Origin of the sequence: Aureimonas frigidaquae (assembly GCF_001463905.1) — a bacterium.
GTDB classification, from domain to species: domain Bacteria; phylum Pseudomonadota; class Alphaproteobacteria; order Rhizobiales; family Rhizobiaceae; genus Aureimonas; species Aureimonas frigidaquae.
This window is the reverse complement of record NZ_BBWR01000017.1, coordinates 67,442-90,828: the sequence shown is the minus strand read 5'-3', so window position 1 is coordinate 90,828 and position 23,387 is coordinate 67,442. Positions and strand designations below refer to the sequence as shown.

Annotated in this window: 16 protein-coding genes; 9 read left to right on the top strand and 7 right to left on the bottom strand. The window is 66.3% G+C overall.

Going from position 1 to position 23,387, the window contains the following annotated elements:
* Positions 1-767: 767 nt before the first annotated feature.
* The 4 genes from AUL30_RS16495 to AUL30_RS16480 form a co-directional block, all read right to left on the bottom strand.
* Entirely contained in the window at positions 768-1,985 is a 1,218-nt protein-coding gene (locus AUL30_RS16495) for a porin (protein WP_062229000.1), read from the bottom strand.
* 522 nt (positions 1,986-2,507) lie between these two features.
* The gene (locus AUL30_RS16490; RefSeq protein ID WP_062228999.1) at positions 2,508-3,686 is read right to left on the bottom strand and encodes a porin; all 1,179 of its coding nucleotides are present in this window, start codon (positions 3,684-3,686) and stop codon (positions 2,508-2,510) included.
* A gap of 396 nt (positions 3,687-4,082) precedes the next feature.
* Positions 4,083-6,704, bottom strand: a complete 2,622-nt coding sequence (locus tag AUL30_RS16485; RefSeq protein ID WP_062228998.1) for an AAA family ATPase — start codon at positions 6,702-6,704, stop codon at positions 4,083-4,085.
* A 3-nt stretch (positions 6,705-6,707) separates the two neighbouring features.
* Positions 6,708-7,829 carry a metallophosphoesterase family protein gene (locus AUL30_RS16480; protein ID WP_062228997.1) on the bottom strand — a complete coding sequence of 374 codons (1,122 nt, stop codon included), beginning with the start codon at positions 7,827-7,829 and terminating at the stop codon, positions 6,708-6,710.
* Between the two features lie 124 nt (positions 7,830-7,953).
* Here AUL30_RS16480 and ligD point away from each other — a divergent pair, with 124 nt between their 5' ends.
* From ligD to AUL30_RS16460, 4 genes are read left to right on the top strand one after another with little or no spacing between them, the layout of a single operon-like run.
* Positions 7,954-10,482: a DNA ligase D gene (gene ligD, locus AUL30_RS16475; protein WP_062228996.1), complete on the top strand. Its 2,529-nt coding sequence runs from the start codon at positions 7,954-7,956 to the stop codon at positions 10,480-10,482.
* A gap of 56 nt (positions 10,483-10,538) precedes the next feature.
* Positions 10,539-11,081, top strand: a complete 543-nt coding sequence (locus tag AUL30_RS16470; RefSeq protein ID WP_062228995.1) for a gamma carbonic anhydrase family protein — start codon at positions 10,539-10,541, stop codon at positions 11,079-11,081.
* Positions 11,078-12,220: a pyridoxal phosphate-dependent aminotransferase gene (locus AUL30_RS16465; protein ID WP_062228994.1), complete on the top strand. Its 1,143-nt coding sequence runs from the start codon at positions 11,078-11,080 to the stop codon at positions 12,218-12,220. Before AUL30_RS16470 ends, AUL30_RS16465 begins: the two co-directional genes overlap by 4 nt.
* Positions 12,217-12,567 carry a DUF2147 domain-containing protein gene (locus tag AUL30_RS16460; protein ID WP_062228993.1) on the top strand — a complete coding sequence of 117 codons (351 nt, stop codon included), beginning with the start codon at positions 12,217-12,219 and terminating at the stop codon, positions 12,565-12,567. The genes AUL30_RS16465 and AUL30_RS16460 overlap by 4 nt, the downstream gene beginning before the upstream one ends.
* 60 nt (positions 12,568-12,627) lie before the next feature.
* On the opposite strand, the gene AUL30_RS16455 is transcribed toward AUL30_RS16460, so the two are convergent.
* On the bottom strand, positions 12,628-13,320 hold the full coding sequence (locus AUL30_RS16455) for a glutathione S-transferase family protein (protein WP_062228992.1): 693 nt from the start codon (positions 13,318-13,320) through the stop codon (positions 12,628-12,630).
* Between the two features lie 194 nt (positions 13,321-13,514).
* On the opposite strand from AUL30_RS16455, the gene AUL30_RS19855 reads away from it, so the two are divergent.
* Positions 13,515-13,676 (top strand): hypothetical protein, encoded by a 162-nt coding sequence (locus AUL30_RS19855; protein WP_157070253.1) that lies wholly within the window; start codon positions 13,515-13,517, stop codon positions 13,674-13,676.
* A 53-nt stretch (positions 13,677-13,729) separates the two neighbouring features.
* Positions 13,730-15,232 (top strand): AMP nucleosidase, encoded by a 1,503-nt coding sequence (locus tag AUL30_RS16450; protein ID WP_062229111.1) that lies wholly within the window; start codon positions 13,730-13,732, stop codon positions 15,230-15,232.
* A 9-nt stretch (positions 15,233-15,241) separates the two neighbouring features.
* On the opposite strand, the gene AUL30_RS16445 is transcribed toward AUL30_RS16450, so the two are convergent.
* Entirely contained in the window at positions 15,242-16,912 is a 1,671-nt protein-coding gene (locus AUL30_RS16445) for an electron transfer flavoprotein-ubiquinone oxidoreductase (protein WP_062228991.1), read from the bottom strand.
* 108 nt (positions 16,913-17,020) lie between these two features.
* On the opposite strand from AUL30_RS16445, the gene AUL30_RS16440 reads away from it, so the two are divergent.
* The gene (locus AUL30_RS16440; RefSeq protein WP_062228990.1) at positions 17,021-17,947 is read left to right on the top strand and encodes a uracil-DNA glycosylase; all 927 of its coding nucleotides are present in this window, start codon (positions 17,021-17,023) and stop codon (positions 17,945-17,947) included.
* 106 nt (positions 17,948-18,053) lie between these two features.
* Positions 18,054-19,433, top strand: a complete 1,380-nt coding sequence (locus tag AUL30_RS16435) for an MFS transporter (RefSeq protein ID WP_083508008.1) — start codon at positions 18,054-18,056, stop codon at positions 19,431-19,433.
* On the opposite strand, the gene AUL30_RS16430 is transcribed toward AUL30_RS16435, so the two are convergent.
* Complete coding sequence (locus AUL30_RS16430; RefSeq protein WP_062228989.1) at positions 19,414-20,367, bottom strand: DMT family transporter; 954 nt, start codon at positions 20,365-20,367, stop codon at positions 19,414-19,416. The genes AUL30_RS16435 and AUL30_RS16430 overlap by 20 nt on opposite strands.
* 181 nt (positions 20,368-20,548) lie before the next feature.
* Between AUL30_RS16430 and pepN the strand changes: the two genes are divergently transcribed.
* Positions 20,549-23,218, top strand: a complete 2,670-nt coding sequence (gene pepN, locus AUL30_RS16425; protein WP_062228988.1) for an aminopeptidase N — start codon at positions 20,549-20,551, stop codon at positions 23,216-23,218.
* Positions 23,219-23,387 lie beyond the last annotated feature (169 nt).

Below are 23,387 nucleotides of genomic sequence, written 5' to 3'. Positions count from 1 at the left end.
CGCACTCCGTCGACGCGCGTGCCGATAAACAGCGGGGCACCGAGTTGGGCTGCGTTGGTGGCATACCGGGCAGCCAATTCGATCGCACCGGCGAAGCATCCTCTGCCAGACCCGGCATTTCGTGCAGACCATCTGCAGATCTTACGCGCGACGAGGCCGGCCCCCGACTTCCGGGAGATATAAGGGATACGCTCGGGTCTCACCTCGACACCCGGACGCCGGCCCGCTCCGCTTAAGCGGAAAGCTACAAGGCCGGTCAGGCCTCCGCGGCGGGTTCGGCCCGCAGAGTGCGCGCCTGGCGTCCGCTGCTTCGTATCGCCAGCGGTCATTCCCCGAATGCGAAGGAAATCCGGGCGTTCAGTCCTTCGCCGATGGTCGTGCAGACTTGCGACTGCACGCTTCGGCACCCTGACGAAAAGAAGACGGCTGGAGATGCCGAGGCTCCCCGACTTCTGTCAAATGGTCAGAATGGATGCTGCGCCGGAAGCTCAGGGGCCGGAGGCTTGGTCGTATTCGCAAACGCCGCGGAGATCGGCTTTACGGTACGCACTCGTGAAGGCCTGAACTACAGTGGCGCTGCCGGATGGCAATGCTCGCACTCGGCGTCCCGCCGCCTCGTAGCGGCACGGTCACGTGCGCGGCAGCGGTTCATTACCTTTGCCAGATGGCGCGGCCGCAGCCGCCAAGCGACAGAGACCTTTGGCGTCCCGCCAAAAGAAAAGGGCCCGGCAATGCCGAGCCCTTTCCGTTCCGATCGGATGATCCGATTAGAAGTTGCGCTGGAAGCGCAGGAAGCCAGAGGTCTGGTCGTCTTCGGCAACGCCGCCGAAGTCGATGTTCTGGTACTTCACTTCGGCCAGCACGTTCATGTTGGCGGTCAGGTCGTAGCCGATATCGCCGACGACGGCCCAGTACTGAGCGGAGCTCAGCGTGACGCCTCCCGGAGCGGTCGGGTCGATGAAGAGGTAGTCGAAGGTCTCGCCATAGCGGCCGGACACGCCAGCCGTCACGCGGTCGAACTTCTGCGAGTAACCTGCACCGACCGACCACTCGAGGACCAGCGGGAAGGAGCCCGGGGTCGGGTTGTCGAGGTCCGGGTTGCTCGGGATGATGCCGCCGGCGGTGGTGAAGCCGCTGATGATGGCATAGCTCGTCGGGTCGGACGCCCAGTGACCATCGACCTTCAGGGTCGAGTCGGCAACCAGGAGGTCGGACAGCGTCAGGCCGGCCTTGAGGGCGAAGGCATCGTTGCTGCCGTCGACGTCACGCCCCGGGATGAGCGGGAAGAAGTCGGTCAGAGGGCCGAGGTCTTCAGCGTTGAAGGTCTCGTCATAGACGGCCGACAGGAACACGCCACCCCAGGCGCCGGTGTAAGCCAGCTTGCCATGGACGTCGGGAGCGATGTCGCCCGTGCCGTCGTCTTCCAGGCCGAGCGTGGCAGCGAAGCCGCCGGTCGCGAAGGTGTAGGAGATCTGGTTGGTGTTGAAGTCACCGACCGGGAGATCGTCGTCGGTCGGCAGACCGTCTTCGATGCCGCCGATGTCCGAGGACCACAGCGTGTCGCGGTAACCGGCGAGGAAGCCGCCGAGCTGCAGGTAGCCCTGGTCCATTTCGAAGGCAGCAGCGCCGTCGGAGCCGCTGTTCTGGGCCTGCAGGCGGATGAAGGCGCGCAGGGTGCCGAGCTCGGTCTCTTCACGAACGTCGAAGTTCAGACGAGCGCGAACCGAAGAAAGCGACTGGTAGTCATCGCCTTCCGAGTTCGTGACCGGCGAGCCAGCAACGTTGTACTGGAAACGCAGGTAACCGCTGGTCTTGATGCAGGTTTCGGTGCCCGGGATGTAGTAGTAGCCCGTGCCGTACACGTCGCAAACGCGAACGTATTCGACCGGCTCCGGCTCAACCATGACGACGGCGTCGGCGGCACGTGCGCCGGAAACTGCGACGAGGGCCGCAGCGGAGCCAAGAAGAAGGCTCTTAATGTTCATTGTCCTGACCTCCAGTCAAGTTCACAAGGGTGGGGTCGGGCCTTGATAAAGGACAGCCGTCCCTGCCCCTTCCCCTTGAAAGTGGCAGGTTCGTCCCCCCGCCGTCTTTCACCCCCTCACCATATCTACCGGTTGTCCTGACGCAATCTAGAAAACCTCCAGTTGAGGCCTCTGGAACCTGTTGGCCACAGTTCTGTTGCGAATCCGCCACGTTTGCGTTTACCCGCCGTTAGTAATTACGGCAAAAATGGGGCGACGCGCGTCTCCATACCGCGTTTTCCGGCCCTTGACGCATTTATGGACCTGCATCGAGCGGTGAACGCAACTGTGCCGTGCCGTTTGGAAGGGAAGAACGCGGCCCTGAAAGGTGGCAGTCCGGTCACATTTGCGCTGCGCTGCCCGAACCAGCCCAAACCGGGTCCGCAGCGCCACAGCTGCAGAAACGAAAAAAAAGGGGCCCGTCGCAGGACGGACCCCTCTCGCTCGATGTAGGCGGCCGGGTGGCCGCCCATGTAAGACGTCTTAGAAAGAGCGCTCGAGGCGCAGGAAGCCGTTCACCTGATCGGAGGTGACCTTCGCGACGTCCGGCGACGACAGTGCCGGCCGCTCGATGTTGCGGTAGCTGACTTCCGTCAGAACCTTCAGGTTCGTTGTCACCTTGTAGCTGACATCGCCCACGAGGTTCAGGACGTTGGCCGGCTCACCACCCACGCGGACGTAGTCGTCGAAGGTCTGGCCGTACTGAGCAGCGGCAGCGACGCCGAGCTTGCCGAAGCCAACGTCATAGCCGACACCCGCCGTCCACTTGAGCGGGAGAGCGCGCAGCGTACCGGTGTTGAGCGTGGCGTAGTCGGTCTTTTCCGGAGCGAAGTGACCTTCGACCTTCAGGGTCGAATCGCTCAGGCCAACATTCTTGACCCAGGCACCGGCCTTGATGGCGTAGCCGGCATCCGTCGGAGCCGTCACGAACGGGTAGATCTGAGCCTGGGAGTCATAGACACCCGCGACGTAAGCGCCACCCCAGCCCGCGCTGTAGGCGAGCTTCGCGACGACGTCGACATCGCTGCTGGTCGTGCGCGAGGTGGAAATGGCGCTGCGCGTGAAGGTCGGGTTCTCGACGCTCAGCGTGCCGGAGAAGCCGTCCATCGCGACGGTGTAGGAGATCAGGTTGGCCTTCTTATCGCCGACGGCGAGATCGCCATCCGTAAGCAGGCCATCCTCGGCACCGCCGATGTCGGACGTCCACAGCGAGTCGTAGTAACCAGCCGTCAGACCACCGAGCTGCAGATAGGCGAGATCGACGCTGACGTTGCCGCCCGTCGTGCCACCGAGGTTCTGCGCAGCGGTATCGCCCTGCAGACGCACATAGCCGCGCAGCGTGCCGAGTTCAGTCTCTTCACGGGCGTCGAAGTTCACGCGACCGCGGACCGTCGAGGAAGCCGCATAGCCGCCGCCCGACTCGACACCGCTCGTCTCGAAGGCTTCATTGCCGGCGAAGCCGAGCTGGTAGCGCACCAGGCCGCTGACCTTCAGGCAGCTCTCGGTGCCCGGGATGTAGAAGAAGCCAGCGCCGTACACGTCGCAGACGCGGACGTACTCGGCCGGCTCCGGCTCGGCGGTGACGATGGCATCGGCGGCGCGTGCGCCGGAAACTGCGACCAGTGCCGCAGCGGAGCCGAGAAGCAGGCTCTTGATGTTCATTTCTGACCTCCAGTCAAGTTTTCAGTCGGGCCGGGCTTGCGCTGAAGGGCAGCCATTCTGCCCCGTCCCCCGAAGGTTCGGATGTCCGATATCCTTCTGTCTGAAAACTATGTCCTTTGGTTCTTTATAACAATCAGGATCTACGGAATGACGGCTACGCGGCAGCCGTCACGAGCCGGCATGTTGCGTAGACGGCACAAATCACTGACCGCAGGTTTAATTTCCTAATATGGCTGGCGGGAATTTCAAACTTGGGGTTATCCGCTACAGCAGGGTGCTGCTGCATCTCAATGCGACTTGAGGTTATTTGTACTGGGACGACTAACCCGAAAGTTGCGTTGCGCCCGTTACCCAGAGGGGCCGAGGTGGTGGCGCGCGCGCCGCTCGGCGCTCGACTCAGATGCGGTGAATCGGCGCGCCCAGGCCGGTAAAATCGCGCTCGCGGCAGGTCAGGACGAGCACCTGCATCATCTCCGCGGCGCGCGACAGGGCCAGGTGCATGCGTGCAAGACGCTTCTCGTCGGTGTTGACGAGCGCATCGTCCAGGATGAGCGTCACCGGCAGGCCGGCATCGCGCAGGGCTTCCGCCATGGCCATCCGCGTGACGATGGCGATCTGCTCGCGCGCACCCTGGGACAGCTTCCTGAAGTCTTCTTCCACGCCGTTACGCGTCAGGCTGCGGATTTCGAGCGTGGCATCGTCGAAATCGAGATCGCCGCCGGGCTGGACGAGGCGCAAATACGGTGCAACGCGCCGCTTGACCGGCTCCAGCCACGCATCGCGCGCGGCGCTGCGATGGGTGTTGAGGGTGGACATGAGAAGGCGGGCCGCATCGGCCTCCAGCCGCAGCCGCGCCACGCGCCGGCCCAAAGCCTCCGCTTCGCCTTCCAGCCGAGCGATTTCCTCCTCGAGGGCGGCTGCGCCTTCGACGCGCAATTCGCCTTCCAGGCCATGAATCTCCTGCGCAAGATCGCGCAGCGTGCGCGAGAGCTGGTCACGCGCCCGCCCGGCGCGATCGCGTTCGAGCCTGACGGCTTCGCCGTCCGCCTGGTCGAACTGGCGTCGGCGCGCCGACAAGACCGCCTCACGCGCCGCCAAGGTTCGTTCGCTGTCCGCCAACGCATCCTCGAGCGCGCTGTCGGAGGCGGCGTCGAAAGCGGCGTGGTGCTCGGCAGCGAGGGTTTGCGCCCGGCTCTGCGCGTGTTCCAGCGCCGCCTCCAGCCGCGCCAGCCGGACGGCCTGTGCGGACTGCTCGGCCCGGCGCTCGGCAAGGCCTGCCTCTGCCGCTTCACGCTGCCGCGTTGCGGCGAGCCTTGCCCCGCGCAGCGCTTCGAGATCGGGGGACGGCGTCTGCGCCTGGGCGGCGCGTGCGTCGGGGCTGAGCTCCGCGATGCGCGCGTCCAGCGCCGGCACGCCCTCCGGTACGAGGCCGGAGAGTTCGGCCTGCAGGCGGCGCCGCTCCTCCACCCGCTCGCGGCGCAGACTAACGGCCTGCCGCGCTGCCTCGAGCGTCTGAAAGCCGGTCCGCGCGGTCAGCGCCTGCCAGTCCGCCGCCAGCGACGATACTGTGTCGGCAAGGTCACGCGCCTCGCCCCCGGCCGTGACAGTGATGGACCCATAACCGGCGATGTGGAAACGCGCGGTCCCCGCCACGCGAATCTCCGCCATCGGCTCGATGACGCGGCCATCCGCGTCCGTCGCCGCCCCGGCCGCCCCGTCTGCCGGCTCGAAGCGCAGGACGGGCGACGCTGCATTCTGTCGGATCTGCGCCTCGCGCAGGGCCTGCGACAGACGCTCCATCCGGGCGACATCGTCCGGCGACGGTGCGGTGGGGTCGTCTTCCGCCCGCAATGTCGCCAGCCTGTCGAGGACGGCCTGGGCTGCGGCCCGCTGGCGGCTCAACGCTGCGGCCTTGCGACCGCGCTCCATGAGGCGCATCTGCGCCAGCGCCTCCTCGTCCCGCTGCTCGGCAAGACGCTCCTCATCCACGGCGGCGGCGCGGGCCGCCTCAAGCGCGGCAAGGCCATCCGCCAGGGCGGCGGACTGCCGGCGGCAGGCATCGGCCTCGGCCAGGGCATCGGCGGCATCCTGCTGCGCCTGTGCCTGCGCCTTCTGCAGCGCCCGCCGCTCCTGCAGCCGTTGCAATGCGTTGAGGCTGGCGGAGCGCGCATGGGCGCAATCACGTTCGATCTGCTGCAGCTCGCCTTCTGCGGCGGCCATCAGCCGGGCAGCCTCTTGCGCCCGCAGCAGCGCCGCTTCGGCGGCTGCCACGGCGCCGCTCTCATCATACCGGGCGAGCCTGGCGCGCCGGTCGGCCAGCCGTTCGAGCTTGTCCTGATAGTGCCGGTAGAGAAGACGCTTGGCGTCCAGCGCAGCCAGAACGGAAGCCGCCTCGTCCTCCGCCAGTTTCAAGGGTGAGTCGGAGCGTGTCCGCAGCCCTGCCGTCCAGAACCTGTCCTGCAGGGCGCGGGCCGCCGCCAGCATGCGGCGTCCGTGCTCGCCGCCCACCACGTCCCCGACCTCGCCCTCCAGGGACGCGGCCAGGAGATCGCGGCCATTGCCGATATCCAGCCCGGCAGGCGAGCGCCCTTGATCGACCCAGATGAGCCCGAAGGCGCCCGGATGTTCCGTCTTGGCGGTCTGACGCGCGGGGTGGGAAAAGCGCAGGAGCTCCGCTAGGCGTTCCTCCACGGCATCGCCGGACAGGTGTCCGCCCGGCCAGGACAGTTCCGCCGACGGCCGGGTCAGGAAAGCCTTGCGCAGCGCATAGTCGACGCCGCCGATCGTGAAGCGCAGGGCGATCTGCGGCCGGCCGGCGCCGTCATACGGGGCGAAATCGCGGGTCGTGTCCGACTGCTGCCGGTGCTTCTGGAAGAACGCCGCCCGCAAGGCCTTCAGAAGCGTCGACTTGCCGGCCTCGTTATCGCCGACGATCACGTTCAGGCCCGGCGCAAGATGATCGATCGTCACCGAACGCAGGGCGCCGAAACTTTCGACCTCCAGGGAGTGGATAATCATGACTCAGCCTCCCCGGCCGCGCATATGCTCGACATAGGCCATGCGCAGCGCCAGCGCCGCGGCGTCCCGCTCGGGGTCGGCCGGATCGGCCGCCTGGCGCCGCAGGGCCTCCATGGCGCTGCGCACGAAGCCGGACACCGAGATGCGGTCGAAATCGTCCTCGTCCGGCTGATCGAACAGCTCGGCATCGTCGACGCGCAGATCGAAGAGGTTGCTCGCCCAGTGGGCGAGCCGGCCCTCCAGCGCAACCCGCGCCTCCAGGCCGAGGCTTCCGGCGAGCGTCAGGTTGACGAGACAGCGCAGCGGGCTTTCGAACGCGCCGAACGCTTCGTCGAGCGGCGCGATGTCGCCGTGCAGTGCCAGGCTCATATTGACCCAGCGGAAACGTGCGGTCGCAAGCTGCGTCACCTGCGGCGCCGCTCCGGGCCCTTCCAGTTCCACAAATGCGACATGGCCCGGCTGGTTCGCTGGGTAGCGGTCCGGCTCCGGCGTGCCGCTATAGTAGGTCCGCGGCGCGATGTTGAGGAAACCGTGCCAGTCGCCGAGGGCGAGATAGTCGAGCCGCGCCCGCTCGGCGCGATCCTCGGCGATGGGGTTGGCGCTTTCCGCCTTTTCGGGAAGCCGGTTGGCGACGGCGCCATGCGCCAGGCCCACCCGCGCATGGCCCGGCGGCGTGGCAAGCGTGTCGAAGCCTTGCGTCAGATCCTGCCCTTCATGCCGCCGGGTCAACGGGGCCGGCAGGATCGACAATCCGGCCGCCGGCAGATCGATCGCCTCATGTGTGTCGGCGATAATCACCCCCGAGGGCAAAGCACCGCCCGCCCGCAGGCGGCTCCACACAGACACGGGAAGCGCGGCATCGTGATTGCCGGGCAAAAGGACCCACGGCCCGGCAAATCCGGACATGGCGTCGAGCGTGCGGGCGATATCGCGGTCGGCGACGGTGTTGTCGTCGAACACGTCGCCGGCCACCATCACGGCGGCGCAATCCTTTGCACGCGCCAGTTCGGCGATGCGAGCGACGGCCGCAAAACGCTCCGCCCGCAACTCCCCCCGCTTCTCTGCATCGAAGCCGCCGAAAGGCTTGCCGATCTGCCAGTCCGCCGTGTGGATGAAGCGAATCACGCGATCTTCCCGGTGGTATCCATGCGGTAAGGGCCTAAAGCCTCACCGCCGCTCCATCAACCGCCGGAACGCCGCTTGCGGTCCGGGCGTTCACCTTCGATCCGGGGACGGGACATGGCCGAGCATGACCGAGGCGCAGCTCAAGACCTATCGCGCGAAGCGCGATTTCAAGAAGACGCGGGAGCCGGCCGGCGGTGCGCCTTCGGCGGAGGGCCTCGCCTTCTGCGTGCAGAAGCATGATGCGACGCGGCTTCATTACGACTTCCGCATCGAGTGGGAGGGCGTCTTGAAAAGCTGGGCGGTGACACGCGGCCCCAGCCTGAACCCGGCCGACAAGCGGCTTGCGGTGCGCACCGAAGACCACCCCATGGATTACGGCGATTTCGAAGGCACCATTCCCAAAGGAGAATATGGCGGCGGCACCGTTATGCTGTGGGATCGCGGGCGATGGGAACCGGTGGGAGACGCGCGCAAAGGCTTTGCCGACGGCAATCTGAAAATGGAACTCCACGGCGAGCGGCTGCGTGGCCGGTGGGCGTTGATCAGGATGAAGCCGCGCGATGGCGAAAAGGGCGAGAATTGGCTGCTCATCAAGGAAAAGGATGACGAAGCCAGCCCCCACCGCGACATTTTGAAAGAGCTGCGCAGCGTGAAGACGGGCCGGACCATGGCCGCCATCGCGGCCGATGCGCCCGCCGAACAGCCTGCCGAGCATACGGCGGAGGATACGACCGAGCCCGGGGCCAAACCCGCCGGGCGCAAGCGCAGCTCCGCCGCGAAAGGCTCGGCCGGCCTTCCCGCCTTTCGGGAGGTGCAGCTCGCCACGCTGGTGGACGCGCCCCCGCCGGGCAAGGACGTGCTGCACGAGGTCAAATATGATGGCTACCGAGTGTTGATCGCCCGCGCGGACGATGATGTGCGCCTGTATACGCGCAGCGGGCTGGACTGGACGCAGAAGTTCCGTTCGCTCATTCCCGCCATCAAGGCCCTGCCTGCCCGGCGCTTCCTGATCGACGGCGAGGTCGTCGCCTATGACGATACCGGACGCACGGATTTTTCAGCGCTTCAGGCGGCACTGGGCGATGGCGGCCAACTGGACTGCTTCTGTTTCGACCTGCTGGAGCTGGAGGCGGAGGACGTGACCGGCCTGCCGCTGATCGAGCGCAAGGCGCGCCTGGAAGGGCTGATGTCCAGGACTGCCGGATCGCAGCTTCATTACAGCCCCCATGTCGTGGGCCATGGGGCACAGGTCCTACAGGAACTCTGCAGCAAGGGCATGGAGGGCGTCGTCTCCAAGCGTGCGGATGCACCCTACCTGCCGGGCCGCAGCAAAAGCTGGCTCAAGGCCAAGTGCAGCCTGCGGCAGGAATTCGTCATCGGCGGATTTGCAACGTCCGACAAGGCCGGACGCGCCTTCGCCTCTATCCTGGTCGGGGCCTATGACGGCGTTCGGCTCGTTTATAAGGGGCGGGTCGGCAGCGGCTTCGACGAAAAGATGCTGGTCGATCTGTCGGACCGTTTTGCCAAACTGTCCGTGGCGCGCGCGCCCTTCGATTCCGTTCCCCGAGCCATCGCCCGCACGGCGCGCTACGTGCGGCCGGAGCTGATCGCCGAAATCGAGTTCGCCGAGCTGACGCGGGAAGGCCATGTGCGCCACGGGGTCTTCAAAGGGCTGCGGGAGGACAAGGAGGCCGATACGGTGGTCGAGGAAAAGCCGGATGATGCCCCCGCACCCCGTACACGGCGCAAGAGCCGGGGCGACGGCAAGCCTGTCGACATCTGCGGCGTGCGGCTCACCTCGCCCGACCGGGTTCTGTTTGCCGAGCAAGGTGTCACCAAGAAAGACCTTGCACAGTATTATGCGCGGGTTGCCCCGCCGATGTTGCCCTATGCGGGTGGGCGGCCGGTGTCCCTCGTGCGCTGCCCGCAGGGCGACGAGCGGCATTGCTTCTTCCAGAAGCACGATACCGGCGGTTTCCCCGATGCGATGGGCAAGGTCGAACTGGCGGAAAAGGACGGCGGACGGGCGACGTATCTATCGATCGACGACGCAGCAAGCCTTGTGGCGGGCGTGCAGATGGGAACGATGGAGTTCCATATCTGGGGCGCCCGCAATGACGATGTGGAGAAGCCCGACCGGCTGGTCTTCGACCTCGACCCCGACGAGGGGCTCGGCTTTGCCGCAGTGCGCCAGGCCGCCAAGGATCTTGCCGAGCGCCTCGACGGGCTGGGCCTTCGCTCGCTCGTCCTCCTGACGGGCGGCAAGGGCGTTCACCTGGTCCTGCCGCTGCAGCGCCGGCAGGGCTGGGACGAGACGAAAGCCTTTGCGCGCGGCTTTGCACAATCCATTGCGGAAGACGCGCCGGATCGCTTCGTGGCCACCATGTCCAAGGCGCGGCGCAAGGGCCGCATCTTCATCGACTGGCTGCGCAACGAGCGCGGCTCGACGGCCATCTCCCCTTATTCGACGCGCTCGCGCAGCGGCGGGCCCGTCGCGACGCCCATTACATGGGAGGAGCTCGATACGGTGAGCGGGGCCAATCACTTCACCGTGCCGGATATGGCCGCACGCCTTGCCGGACCGGACCCCTGGGCCGACTATGCCGGGATTCGGCAGTCCATCACCCGCAAGGCACTGTCTGCGGTTACTTGATAAACGCCGCCCGCTGTCGCAACGTCCCACCCGCATCACGGGGGGAATGCAGGGCCATGGCAATCTACGAACTCGGCGATATCGCGCCGGAACTGCCGCAGGACGGCGATTTCTGGATTGCGCCCGGAGCGCATGTTGTGGGTCGCGTGCGGGTGGGGCGCCGTGTCGGCATCTGGTTCGGGGCGATCCTGCGCGGCGATAATGAGTGGATCGAGATTGGCGAGGGATCCAACATTCAGGAAAATGCCGTCCTGCATACGGATCCGGGCTATCCGCTGAGCATCGGCGCCGGCTGCACCATCGGGCACGGGGCCATCGTGCATGGCTGCACCCTGGGCGACAACACGCTGATCGGCATGGGTGCCACGGTGATGAACGGCGCGCAGATCGGGCGCAACTGCCTTGTCGCCGCCGGCGCCGTCGTGACCGAGCGCAAGGAGTTTCCCGATAACGTGCTGATCATGGGGGCGCCGGCCAAAGTTGTCAGGCCCATTGATGCGCAAGGGCAGGACGCGCTGCGCCAGTCGGCGCTGACCTATCAGAACAACTACCGGCGCTTTGCCGCAAATTTGAAACGCCTGGAGGATGAGGGACAATGAGTGCCTTTTTGAAAGATGTCATCAAGGCCCTGCCTGCCACCACCCCCTTCGTCGGCCCGGAAGCTCTGGAACGCCGGCTGGGGCTGACCTTCAAGGCGCGGATCGGCGCCAATGAAAGCACCTTCGGGCCCTCCCCCCGCGTGGTCGAGGCGATGAGCCGCGCGGCTGGCGAAAGCTGGGCCTATGGTGATCCGGAGCAATATGCGCTCAAACACGCGCTCGCCCTGCATCACGGCGTGGAGATGGCCAATATCGCCATCGGCGAAGGGGTGGATGGGCTCCTGGGGCTGACGGTCCAGGCCTGCGTCGACGCCGGGGACAGGGTCGTCACCTCGCACGGGGCTTACCCGACTTTCAATTACCACGTCTCGGCGCATGGCGGGGTGCTGGATTTCGTGCCCTACCGGCAGGATCGGGAGGATCCGGAAGCATTGCTCGAGCGCGTGCGGCAGGCCCCGCCGAAGATCCTCTATTTCGCCAATCCGGACAATCCGACCGGTTCCTGGTGGGATGCCGGAACGGTCACGCGTCTGATGGACGAAACGCCGGGTCAGACGCTGCTCGTCCTGGACGAGGCCTATAGCGACCTTGCCCCCGCGCAGGCGCTGCCGCCGATCCTTCCCCTGCGCCCGAATGTCCTGCGCTTCCGCACCTTCTCCAAGGCTTACGGCATGGCCGGCGTGCGCGTCGGCTATGTGATCGGGCCTTCGGAGCTGGTGTGCCAGTTCGACAAGATCCGCAACCATTTCGGCGTGTCGCGCATGGCGCAGGCCGGCGCCCTGGCTGCCCTGGCGGATCAGGAATATCTGCGCGCGACCATCGCCCGGATCGAGGCCGCGCGCGATCGGCTCGGTGCGATCGCAAGGAACGCAGGGCTTGTTCCGCTGCCGTCGGCAACCAATTTCGTCGCCATCGATTGTGGGCGTGACGGTGCATTCGCGCGCGCCGTCCTGCAGGGAATTCTCGAACGGGGCATCTTCATCCGCATGCCCGGTGTCGCACCGCTGGACCGCTTGATCCGCGTAACCGTCGGCACCCCGCACGAGATGGACCTGTTCGAGGCGGCGCTCGGCCAATCGCTCGCAGACGCGGTCCATACGCATGACCGGCAATCGGTCGCATCAGGAGGAACACGATGACGCCCGCATGGTCCACAATCGCCGCCCTTTCGGTTCTTCTATCCTTCGGCGCTGCGGCCCCGGCGGCTGCGGACGAAGCGCTGCTGGGCGGCTGGAAGACCGAGAACGGGACGGTGGTCGTCTTTGCCCCGTGTGCCGATGCCTTCTGCGCCACGGTCAAGACCGGCAGCTTCGCCGGGCAGCAGATCGGGCGGATGCAGGGTTCCGCACCGCGCTATACGGGCACGGTAACCGATCCGCGCAGCGGCAAGACCTATGAGGGGAGCGCCACGGTCAACGGTACCAAGCTCGCGCTTCAGGGCTGTGTCGCCAAGGTCTTCTGCCGAACGCAGAACTGGACGCGCTAGCCACCATGTCCTGCAGTCCGCCGCGCCCCGCTGTCAGCGGAACGCGGCGGCGTCGATGGGTCAGCGGGCGCGCTGATTGAACAGGACGCTCTGTGCGTTCTTGTCCTCAGAAATGTTGGAGCGGCGCTCCTCGCCCACGGCGAGGCCTTTTTGCACGGCGGGCCGGCTCTTCACGCGCTCGAACCAGCTTTTCAGGTTGGGGAAATCGTCCAGCGACTGGCCCTGCCGCTCATGCGGGACGATCCAGCCGATCGAGGCCATGTCGGCGATGGAATAGGCGTCGGCCAGATAGTCCCGCCCGGCGAGCCGACGGTCCATCACACCATAGAGGCGGTTGACCTCGTTCGTGTAGCGGTTGATCCCGTACTCGACCCGTTCCGGCGCATATTGCCGGAAGTGGTGCGCCTGCCCGGCCATCGGGCCGAGCCCGCCAACCTGCCAGAACAGCCATTCCTCCACGGCCACGCGCTGGCGCTCGTCCGTCGGGTAGAAGCGCGCGAACTTGCGGCCGAGATATTGCAGGATCGCCCCGGACTCGAAGACCGAGATCGGCTTGCCGTCCGGCCCTTCCGGATCGACGATGGCCGGCATCCGGTTGTTCGGGGCAATGGCCAGGAACTCCGGCTTGAACTGGTCACCCGCGCCGATATTCACGTAATTCACCGTGTAGGGAACGCCGAGTTCCTCCAGCATGATGCTGATCTTCCAGCCATTGGGGGTCGGCCAGTAGTGGAGTTCGATGGGCGCTGACATAGGGCTGCCTTTCCAAAATGATGCCCGAATGGGGTGCGTATCTAGGAGGCGCAAAGGCGCGTGAACAGGTTTGCGACAGCCGCAGGCTTTACGTTTCACTAACCGTTTACCCGTTCCGCGGGTACCGACGGGCTTCAGGCAGGGTTAAGGTTGCAGCCGTTAGCCTGGACGTCCCTGCAGAAAGGAAAGAGGTCATGATCATTCGCCTGGCATCCCTTACCCTTCTCCTCGGCCTCTTCGCCTATGGCTTCTCCAGCCTGGCAACCAAGGGTGACGAGCATCGCTTCGCCTTCAGCGGGCACTCGAGCTGTTATGACCAGGGGATCGTCTGCGCTCCGCAAACCAGCGTGCGCTGACCAAACCTGTCGGTGGCTTTGCAGCGCGTGCCGCTGACTGTATGGCTGTGGGCATGACCGACCGTTTCCTGCCCGCCGATCCCACCCCGATCGAAACGCCGCCCGTCGAACAGGGCCGTCTGTTCGACGATCCCGACGCCGCCGTGGCGGCGCTGACCCGGCTCTATGAGCGGTCGGTGGAGTTTCTTCTGGCACGGTTCCGCGATGTGCTCGACGCCGGCGGCTCTGACCGGCGCTACCGGGCCTTCTATCCGGAAATCTCGCTGACGACGACGGGGCACACCCGCATCGATTCCCGCCTGTCCTTCGGCTTCGTTTCCGGGCCGGGTCACTACGCCACCACCATCACGCGGCCGGATCTGTTCGGAGATTATCTGCGCAAGCAGATCGAGCAGCTCATGCACAATCACGGCCAGCCGCTGCGCATCGGCCATTCACAGACGCCCATTCCACTGCATTTCGCCTTTCCCGAAGGCAGCTACGTGGACGGCGCCGCAGCCGAGCGGCTGAACAAGCCGCTGCGGGACCTGTTCGACGTGCCCGATCTCGGCGCCACGGACGATCGCATCGTGAACGGCAATTTCGAGCCGGCCCCCGGCGAGCCGCTGCCGCTCGCGCCCTTTACCGCCCAGCGCGTGGACTATTCGCTGGCGCGGCTGGCCCATTACACGGCAACGAGCCCACGCCATTTCCAGAACTTCGTCCTGTTTACCAACTACCAATTCTATGTGGATGAATTCAGCGCGCTGGCGCGCCTGCGGATGAGCGAAGGCGGCCACGGCTTCGACAGTTTCGTGGAACCGGGAAACGTCATCACCCGGGCGGGCGAGGAAGCCCCGGCCAGCGGCATCGGCCCGGCGCGGCTGCCGCAAATGCCGGCCTATCACCTGACGAAGCCCGACGGCAGCGGGATCACCATGGTCAATATCGGCGTCGGCCCGTCCAACGCCAAGACGATCACCGATCATGTCGCCGTGCTGCGGCCGCATGCCTGGCTGATGCTGGGGCACTGCGCGGGGCTGCGCAACACCCAGCAGCTCGGCGATTACGTGCTCGCCCACGCCTATGTCCGCCAGGACCATGTTCTGGATGCCGACCTGCCGGTCTGGGTTCCGGTGCCGCCGCTCGCCGAAGTGCAGGTTGCGCTGGAAAAGGCGGTCGAGGACGTCACCGGCCTGGAAGGCTACGACCTCAAGCGGATCATGCGCACCGGCACGGTCGCCACCATCGACAACCGGAACTGGGAATTGCGCGACCAGACGGAACCGGTGGAGCGGCTTTCCATGTCCCGCGCCATCGCGCTGGACATGGAATCGGCCACCATCGCGGCGAATGGCTACCGGTTCCGCGTGCCCTACGGCACGCTCCTCTGCGTTTCGGACAAGCCGCTGCACGGGGAGCTGAAGCTGCCCGGCATGGCGACGGATTTCTACAAAAGGCAGGTCGCCCAGCATCTGGAAATCGGCATGCGCGCCCTGCAGAGCCTGTCCGAGATGCCGCATGAAAAGCTGCATTCCCGCAAGCTGCGCTCCTTCTTCGAGACCGCCTTCCAGTAGGCCGCGGGCCTACATTTCCTGATAGACCGGACCTTCCCCACCCTGCGGCACCGTCCAGGTGATGTTGCCGTTCGGATCCTTGATCTCGCAGGTCTTGCAGTGGACGCAGTTCTGCGCGTTGATCTGGTAGCGCGGGCCGCCCTCGCCCTCGATCCACTCATAGACCGCCGCCGGGCAGTAGCGCTCCGACAGGCCGGCATAGACATCGTGCTCGGACGTCTTCTGCAGGAGGGGGTCCTTGACCCGCAGGTGGACGGGCTGGTCTTCCTCGTGATTGGTGTTGGACAGAAAGACGCTCGACGTCTTGTCGAAGGTCAGGATGCCATCGGGCTTGGGATAGGCGATCGGCTTGTGGCGCGCCGCCGGTTCCGTGGACTGCGCATCGCTCTTGCCATGGCCGAGCGTGCCGAAGAGCGAAAAGCGCGCGAGCGCGTTGGTCCACATGTCCAGCCCGCCGAGCGCCACGCCCAGGAGCGTGCCGAAGCGCGACCAGAGCGGCTTCACATTGCGCACGGCTCGCAGATCCCGGCCGATGGGCGACTGCCGCCACCCGTCCTCGTAGGCGCTCAGCTCGTCCTGGCTGCGGCCGGCCGCCAGCGCCTCTGCCGCCGCTTCGGCTGCCAACATGCCGGAGGTGACGGCGTTGTGGACGCCCTTGATGCGCGGCACGTTCACGAAGCCGGCCGAGCAGCCCAGGAGGACGCCACCGGGAAAGGCGAGTTTGGGAACCGACTGGTAGCCGCCTTCGCTGATGGCGCGGGCGCCATAGGCGATGCGTTTGCCGCCCTGCAGGAGCTCGGCGATGTCGGGGTGCGTCTTGAAGCGCTGGAACTCGCCGAAGGGGGACAGATAGGGGTTGCGGTAGTTCAGGTGGGTGACGAAACCCACATACACTTTGCCGCCATCCAGATGGTAGACGAAGGACCCGCCACCCGTATCGTTGCGCAGCGGCCAGCCGAAGGAATGCTGGATCAGCCCCGGGTGGTGCTTCTCCGGCGAAACCTCCCACAATTCCTTCACGCCGAGCCCGAACTTGGCCGGCTCGCAAGCCGCGGCAAGGTCGTAGCGGGCGATGACGGATTTCGCCAGCGAGCCGCGGACCCCCTCGGCGATCATGACATAACGGCCCATCAGGGCCATGCCGCGCTGGTAGTTCGGCCCGGGCTCACCCGCGCGCGTCAGCCCCATATCGCCCGTCGCCACGCCGACGACGGCGCCCGTGTCGTCGTAGAGGATCTCGGCGGCGGCGAAACCTGGATAGATTTCCACGCCGAGGCCCTCGGCCTTCTCCGCCAGCCATTTGCAGACCAGCCCGAGCGAGACGACAAAGTTGCCGTGATTGCTCATCAGGCGCGGCATCAGCGCGCCGGGCAGGCGCAGGGCGCCCTGCGGCCCATACAGGTAGAAGCGATCCGCCGTCACCTTCTGGCGGATCGGCGACTCCTCGTCTCGCCAGCCGGGAAGCAGGCGGTCGAGCGGGCCGGGATCGAGCACGCAGCCGGACAGGATATGAGCACCGACTTCGGCCCCCTTTTCCAGAACGACGACGGACAGATCGGGCGAAAGCTGCTTCAGCCGGATCGCCGCCGACAGACCGGCCGGTCCGGCGCCGACGATGACGACGTCGAACTCCATGCTTTCGCGCTCCGGCAGTGCGTCCGGCAAGGGCTGATGCGACATTCCAGGGTCTCCAGACAGGTTCCCGAGGTGGTTTGGAATCTTTCCACACCCCTTGGCAACCGCCTTTTTCCTGTTGGAGCGGCGGGCGGCTGTCAATAAGATGGGGCGATGAGTTCCACCCACCACCCGGCCGGCCCGCAACAAGCCGCCATCGGCGCGCTCCTGCGCTGGATGCGCATGGCCGGCATCGACGGTGCGACGGGCAACGCCCCGCGCGACCGCTTTGCCGAAACGCAGGCCGAGGCGCAGCGCCGTCAGGCCGCCGCGCCGCGCCCGCCGGCTGCCGCCGCCCAGCCGGCCCATCCTGCAAGCGGCGCCTTACCGCCCGTGGCCGGCGCCCGCGCGATCGAACGCCCCGCCGCCCCACCGGCGGCCTCCACGCCCGAATGGCCAAGCATAGGAAGCGGGATCGCAGCGGACGATGCCCGCGAGCGCGCCCGCACGGCGCAAAGCCTTGCCGAACTGCGGGACGCCTACGCCGCCTTCGAAGGCTGCGCGCTGAAGGCGACGGCGCGCACCCTCGTCTTCGGAAACGGCGCAGAGAATGCCGAACTGATGCTGATCGGCGAGGCGCCGGGGCGGGAGGAGGACACGGCCGGCGAGCCGTTCGTCGGGCGCTCCGGCCAATTGCTGAACCGCATGCTGGCGGCCATCGGCCTGGAGCGGGACGCGGTCCGCGTGACCAACGTCATCGCCTGGCGGCCGCCCGGCAACCGCGCACCGACGCCGGCCGAAACGGAAATGTGCCTGCCCTTCGTTCTGCGCCAGATCGAACTTGTACAACCCAAGGTCATCGTCTGCCTGGGGTCCCCTTCGGCCAAGGCGATCCTGTCCTCCAATGACGGGATCATGCGCATGCGCGGCCGATGGACGGATCTCACCTTACCGGGCCTTGCTACACCGTTGCGCGCCACCGCCATGCTGCACCCGGCCTATCTCTTGCGGCAGCCGGCGCAGAAGCGTCTTGCCTGGCGGGACCTTCTGGCCGTGCAATCGGCTTTGGGCCTTTCAAGCCATGTCGGAAAGGCGACATGATCTGTCGGTAATGCGCTGGCGATGACGGGCTGCCCCGCCTAGTGCTGAGCGTGTGATTCGACGCGCAGCCTGCGTGGCTGATCCGAACGACCTGACGGGTTAAGACATGCGTGCGCAACTCCTGCCGATCATTTCTCTTCTGTCCTCGACCTTCTTCCTGATGGTCGGGGCCGGGCTGCAGGGTATCCTCCTGCCGGTGCGCGGCTCGCTGGAGCGCTGGTCCGCCTACGAGATCGGGCTACTAGGCACGGGATATGCCGTCTTCTTCACGGTCGGCTGCCTGGTGGCGCCGCGCCTGGTGCGCAGCGCCGGCCATGTGCGCACCTTCTGCAGCCTGGCGGCACTTCTGGCGGTCGCCGTGCTTCTGCATGCCATGATCGTGCATCCGATCGCCTGGATATTGCTGCGCGGCGTGTCCGGCTTTGCCCTGGCCGGGTCCTACATGATCATCGAAAGCTGGCTGAACGAGCGCGTCACCAACGAATCACGCGGCAAGATCTTCTCGCTCTACATGATGATCTCCATGGCGGCGATGATGTCCGGCCAGTACGTGCTGCCGCTGACCCAGCCCCTCCTGACCGTGCCCTTCATGATCTGCGCCATCTTCTTCTGCATGGCGGTGATCCCCAACGCCCTGTCCCGGGCGCAGTCACCCAAGCCGCTCACGCAGGTGCGGCTGGATCTGAAGGCGATCTTCCGCAATTCGCCGGCGGCGGCCCTGGGGGTGTTCCTGGCGGGCGTGCTGGCAGGTGCCTGGACCAATATGGCGCCGGTCTTCGGCACGGAAATCGGCTTTTCCACGGCCAGCATCGCGACGCTCCTGGTGGCGACCATGGCCGGCGGCATGATCTTCCAGTATCCGCTCGGCCGGCTGTCGGACCGGGTGGACCGGCGCATGGTGATGACGGCCATCGGGGCGATAGGCGCGGTCGTGGCGACCATCGCCATCGGCCTGTCGACGACGACGCCGGGCGTCCTGTTCTTCCTGGCCTTCCTGCTCGGCGGGATGATCTACCCGGCCTATTCGCTCGCCGTCGCCCATGCCAACGACTATGCCGACGCGGCCGACTTCGTGAAAATTTCCGGGGGCATGCTAATCCTGTACGGCTTCGGCACGATGGGCGGCCCCCTGCTGGCTGCCTGGCTGATGGAAAGCTACGGCCCCATGGGCATCTTCGTCGCCACGGGCAGCGCGCACCTGGTCTATGCGGCCTATTCGCTCTACCGCACGACGCGGCGGCAACCCGTGCCGGCCGAGATCCGGGAGGACTTCCAGTCCACCCCGCTGGCGCGCACCCAGACGCCCGCCACCTTCGCGCTCGATCCGCGTGGATCGGACCTAAGCGAGGCCATTCCCAACGACGACGACATACCGCCGAGCCCGGTCACACCGCAGCCGGAGCCGGCCAAGCCGACGCCGCCGGAGCCCGACCCGAACGCCCCCGAAAACCTGCCGGCCGACAGGATCAGGGAGATGGTGGGCTGACCTTGCGTGCCCGCCGCCGCTCCAGGCCCAGCCGGTGCTCGCGGAAGATGATGAAGAGCCCGGCCCCGATGACGATCATCGCCCCGACCAGGGTGTTCGCCCGGACCTCTTCTCCGAAGAGATAGTAGCCGAGCACGATGGCCATGATCATGGATGTATATTCGAAGGGGGCGATGGTCGAGGCGTCGGCATAGCGGTAGCTTGCCGTCAACAGGAGCTGCGCGACACCGCCGCACAGGCCCGCCCCGATCAGCAGCGCTGCCTGCGGGCCGTTCGGCAAGACCCAGCCGAAGGGTATGGTCACCAGCGATATGAGCGTGCTGGTGAGCGAGAAGTAGACGACGATCGTCGCCGTCTTCTCGCGGGCGACGAGGCGCCGGACCTGGATCATGGCGATGGCCGCCATGGCCGCACCGCCGAGGGAAGCGAGGACGCCCACGGCATGGCCGGCGTCGAGATCGGCCCGCGACATAGAAAAACTCGGCGCCGCAACCACGATGATGCCCGACAGGCCAACCAGCACGGCGATCCACCGGTAGGCGCGCACGGTTTCGTGCAGGATCAGCGCGGCGAAGACGACCGTCAAAAGCGGCGACGCGTAGGACAGGGATATCCATTCCGGATAGGGAAGCTGCGACAGCGCAAAGAAGCCGAGCCCCATGGAGGTGACGCCGACGACGCCGCGGATGAAATGGCCGCCCAGATCGTCCGTATGGAGCGCCGTGCGCAGATCACCGAGCCACCAGAGATAGATGGCGACCGGCAGCAGCGCGAAGAAGGACCGGAAGAACACCATCTGCCCGGCGGGGACCGTATCCCCCAAGGCCTTCAGGCAGGTCTGCATTCCCACGAAGATGAGCACGGAGATCACCTTCAGGCCGATACCATGGAGCGGTCTCGCCTCGGGACGGAGGGGCGCGGTCGGGCTGGCCATGGCAGGAGCTTTCGCAGGCGGCGGGAGGGCGGACGGGTATTGCTATGCCGGTCTTAGTGTCGGCGTGGCGGCGCGTCGAGGCATCGGCCGATAAACTTGGGCTCCGGCCGTTGGCAATTCGTGAGCACGGGTTTAACGAAAACGGGCTGACCGATGCACAGCGCAGCCGAAAGGAAAGAGCATGCGGAACGAGGACGGAGCCCCGGTTCGGCTCGAGGATTACCGCCAGACCGATTTCGCCATCCGCCATGTCGATATGACGATCCGCCTGTTCGAAGGCCATGCGGATATCACCACCCGGATGGATCTAAGCCGGCGGGACGGCGCGGATGTCACGGCGCCTCTGATGCTGGACGGCGACGAGCTCGTCCTGACGGGGCTTTCCCTTGGTGACGAACCGCTCGACGCGGCGCGTTTCGATGCCGGCCCGGACGGACTGACCATCCGTGACCTTCCCGCAACGGGAGAGTTCCGCCTGACGATCGGCACGCGCGTCGTGCCGGAAACGAACACCAAGCTCATGGGCCTCTACCGGTCCAACGGCATCTGGTGCACCCAGTGCGAGGCGGAAGGCTTCCGCCGCATCACCTATTTCCTGGACCGGCCGGATGTTCTTGCCACCTACCGCGTGCGGCTGGAAGCCGACCGGAACGCCGCGCCCGTCCTTCTGGCCAATGGCAATCCGGTCGAAGGCGGGCCCTTGCCCGGCGCCTCAGAGGGTGGCGACCCGGCGGACGCGCTGCGTCACTTCGCCGTCTGGGACGATCCCTTCCCCAAGCCGTCCTACCTCTTCGCCATCGTCGCCGGCCGGCTCGACTCCCTGCATAACAGCTACACCACGGCGAGCGGACGGGATGTCTCCCTGACGATCTACACCGAGCCCGGCCTCGCGGAGCGCGCGGGCTATGCCATGGATGCGCTGAAGCGCTCCATGCGGTGGGACGAGCGGCGGTTCGGCCGGGAATACGACCTCGACGTCTTCAACATCGTCGCCATCTCCGATTTCAACATGGGCGCGATGGAGAATAAGGGCCTCAACGTCTTCAATCACAAATACGTTCTGCTCGATCCCGACACGGCGACGGATGCCGACTATGCCGGCGTCGAAACCGTCATTGCGCATGAGTATTTCCACAACTGGACGGGCAATCGCATCACCTGCCGCGACTGGTTCCAGCTCTGCCTCAAGGAAGGGCTTACCGTCTATCGCGACCAAGAGTTTTCGTCGGACGAGCGGTCGCGGCCGGTCAAGCGCATCGCCAGCGTGCACGGGCTGAAGGCCAACCAGTTCCCGGAGGACCAGGGGCCATTGCAGCACCCGGTGCGGCCCGTCGCCTACCGGGAGATCAACAATTTCTACACGGCGACCATCTACGACAAGGGCGCCGAACTGGTCCGCATGATCGCGACGATCCTGGGGCAGGATGCCTTCCGCAAGGGGATGGATCTCTATTTCGAGCGGCATGACGGCGATGCCGCAACGGTGGAGGATTTCATCGCCTGCTTCGAGGATGCATCGGGCGCAGACCTGACGCAGTTCTTCCTCTGGTACCGCCAGGCCGGGACGCCGCAGCTCGAGGTCCGCCAGATCTTCGACGAGACATCCGGCCGCCTGACGCTGGAGTTGCGGCAATCGCTCCAGGCGGGCGCTGCCGGCACCGGCACGCTCCCCATGCACATTCCCGTGCGATTCGGCCTGGTCGGGCGCAACGGGGGCGATCTTGCACCCGCGCTTCACAGCGCCGACACACGTGTGGAGGCGGACGTGATCCACCTGACGCAGGAGCAGGCGACGATCGTCTTCGAAGGGTTGGACGAACGCCCCTACCTGTCGATCCTGCGGGACTTCAGTGCCCCGGTGCAGCTTGCCTATAAAGAGTCGTCGCAGGACCGGCTCGCGCTGGCGCGGCTGGACCCGAACCCCTTCGGCCGCTGGCGTGCCTTGACCGACATGGTGGGCGATGCGCTGGCAGCGGCCGTGCGCTCCGGCGGCGCAGGCACGCCGGACGAGCGGATGCTCGATGCCATGGTCGAGGCGGCGCAGGACGAAGCCCTCGAACCCGCGCTTCGGGCGCAGATGGCAAGCCTGCCGGGCGAGGCCGAGATCACCCGCCTGGTGGCCGACAATGTCGATACAGACCGCGTTCACGATGTGCGCGTAGAGATGCTCGCCGCCCTGGGGCATCGCGGCAAGGCGGCGTTCGAGCGGCTGCGCGCGGCGCTCGACACGCAAGAGGCTTTTTCGCCATCGGCCGACAGCGCAGGGCGCCGCGCCCTGCGCAACACGCTGCTGGCACCCCTGTCGGCGGCGCTCGGCACGAGCGAGCTGGCGCAGGAGGCTTTTGCGGCATCGCGCAATATGAGCGATCGTCTGGCCGCACTGACCGTACTCGCCCACCAGTTTCCGGAGGATGCCGCCACGCGGCAGGCCCTCGCCGCCTTTTATGACCGCTTCGAAGAAGACCCGCTGGTCCTGGACAAGTGGTTCATGCTGCAGGCCAGCGCGCCGCATGCCGGCACGCTGGCGCGGGTGGAGGCGCTGGTCGCCCATCCGAAGTTCCGGCTCGCCAATCCGAACCGCGCGCGCGCCGTCCTGGCGGGGGTGGCGGGCCTCAACCCTTACGTCTTCCACCAGGCCGACGGCGCCGGCTACCGCTGGATGGCCGGCATGCTGGCGGAGCTCGACGCGCTCAATCCGCAGACGGCCGCCCGCATGGCGACGGCCTTCCGCTCCTGGCGCTCGATGGAGCCCGGGCGGCGTGCGGCGGCGCAGGAGGCCCTGCGCCAGTTGCAAGCGCGTCCAGGCCTGTCGCGCGATCTGAAGGACATTCTGGACCGCACGCTTGCGTGAAGCGGCAGGCGTTCAGCCTTTGGCAAGCAATTTGCGCCTTGGGCGGCTGGACAACCGATTCGGCCTCTGATTCATTGGGGCCGATTCGGGGGCGCAAACGCGGACGAACGCGGCGGGCGCATGGCGGCATACGGGGGTACGAGCCATGGTTGCGGACGCTGGTAAGGCA

Bases quoted from the DNA above. Each gene is read 5' to 3' on its own strand.
- AUL30_RS16495 (WP_062229000.1), bottom strand. From the start codon at position 1,985: ATGAACATTAAGAGCCTTCTTCTTGGCTCCGCTGCGGCCCTCGTCGCA.
- AUL30_RS16490 (WP_062228999.1), bottom strand. From the start codon at position 3,686: ATGAACATCAAGAGCCTGCTTCTCGGCTCCGCTGCGGCACTGGTCGCA.
- AUL30_RS16485 (WP_062228998.1), bottom strand. From the start codon at position 6,704: ATGATTATCCACTCCCTGGAGGTCGAAAGTTTCGGCGCCCTGCGTTCG.
- ligD (WP_062228996.1), top strand. From the start codon at position 7,954: ATGACCGAGGCGCAGCTCAAGACCTATCGCGCGAAGCGCGATTTCAAG.
- AUL30_RS16470 (WP_062228995.1), top strand. From the start codon at position 10,539: ATGGCAATCTACGAACTCGGCGATATCGCGCCGGAACTGCCGCAGGAC.
- AUL30_RS16465 (WP_062228994.1), top strand. From the start codon at position 11,078: ATGAGTGCCTTTTTGAAAGATGTCATCAAGGCCCTGCCTGCCACCACC.
- AUL30_RS16460 (WP_062228993.1), top strand. From the start codon at position 12,217: ATGACGCCCGCATGGTCCACAATCGCCGCCCTTTCGGTTCTTCTATCC.
- AUL30_RS16455 (WP_062228992.1), bottom strand. From the start codon at position 13,320: ATGTCAGCGCCCATCGAACTCCACTACTGGCCGACCCCCAATGGCTGG.
- AUL30_RS19855 (WP_157070253.1), top strand. From the start codon at position 13,515: ATGATCATTCGCCTGGCATCCCTTACCCTTCTCCTCGGCCTCTTCGCC.
- AUL30_RS16450 (WP_062229111.1), top strand. From the start codon at position 13,730: ATGACCGACCGTTTCCTGCCCGCCGATCCCACCCCGATCGAAACGCCG.
- AUL30_RS16445 (WP_062228991.1), bottom strand. From the start codon at position 16,912: ATGTCGCATCAGCCCTTGCCGGACGCACTGCCGGAGCGCGAAAGCATG.
- AUL30_RS16440 (WP_062228990.1), top strand. From the start codon at position 17,021: ATGAGTTCCACCCACCACCCGGCCGGCCCGCAACAAGCCGCCATCGGC.
- AUL30_RS16435 (WP_083508008.1), top strand. From the start codon at position 18,054: ATGCGTGCGCAACTCCTGCCGATCATTTCTCTTCTGTCCTCGACCTTC.
- AUL30_RS16430 (WP_062228989.1), bottom strand. From the start codon at position 20,367: ATGGCCAGCCCGACCGCGCCCCTCCGTCCCGAGGCGAGACCGCTCCAT.
- pepN (WP_062228988.1), top strand. From the start codon at position 20,549: ATGCGGAACGAGGACGGAGCCCCGGTTCGGCTCGAGGATTACCGCCAG.